The sequence below is a fragment of the Mucilaginibacter galii genome (assembly GCF_014635825.1).
Taxonomy (GTDB): domain Bacteria; phylum Bacteroidota; class Bacteroidia; order Sphingobacteriales; family Sphingobacteriaceae; genus Mucilaginibacter; species Mucilaginibacter galii.
On sequence record NZ_BMDO01000024.1, the window covers coordinates 1 to 920 of the forward strand.

A 920-nucleotide genomic window follows, 5' to 3' on the forward strand; every position below is an offset into this window, starting at 1 on the left:
CTACGGTGTACCTATATCTTTGAATAGGTTCCAGCCGTCTAAGACATCATAGAAACGTTGTAGTCCTCGCCATATCGTTGTCATGCCCGGTGGTTGTTGTGAACGGTAGCCTTTCCAGCCTCCGTTCCGCGCGATTACCCATGTGGCCCATCGGAGTTCCCTGGGATTGAAAGGGTTCCGGAGCGCCTGGGTTTTACCTTCTGCTTTTTTATTCATCACAGCCAGGCATTCTTGTTGTTCATGATCAAAGCAAATGGTTATTCCCGGATCGCATCCTTCCGGCATATGATAGGCGATCTGCATTTGCATTATCTTCAACACAGTGTCCAATAACATGATACATAGTTTTCGTATCGCCCACCCGCTTTCTATCTCACTTTGTTCGATATTGAAACCTCCTTTTTTTAGGGATCTGAACACCTCTTCGATCACCCACCTGCACCCATACCATTCAATGATCAGCTTTGCCTGGTCATAACTCTCAACAGACCAATTGGTCAATAAACGCCACAGGACAGGTTCTTTTGCGCTTGAGTTGACCTCTCTTGCCTCCACAGCATAAAGCGTTAGTGGTGGTGAGTTCTTGGACGGCGAACATACGGATGCCTTGATGGACCTGACCTCTATCTCTGCTTGCCTTGCCGGCTCTTTACTACGGCTGTCTGCATCTATTTGGATCATATAAGAACCCAACAGCGTTGATCTGTCAAGTTCATCCCATAATTTGCCTGCGTTATCAAGTTTGCGGTTGACCCGCGAACGTACCAGCAAATAGGTTTTTTCATCAGCAACGGTGACAAATTGCTCGAAGATATCCCCTTCCCTGTCCTGAATGATGATGACAGCTTCGGCTTGCTTTAAACACAACTTGGTTCTATTGGAAGTATCGAACCATTTATAAGATTCCTTTTCTTCTATGG

General features: G+C 46.2%; 1 protein-coding gene. It reads right to left on the reverse strand.

The window, feature by feature from the left end:
- Positions 1-920: IS4 family transposase (locus IEV61_RS20540; RefSeq protein ID WP_188419028.1), on the reverse strand; the 920-nt coding region annotated here is incomplete at its 5' end.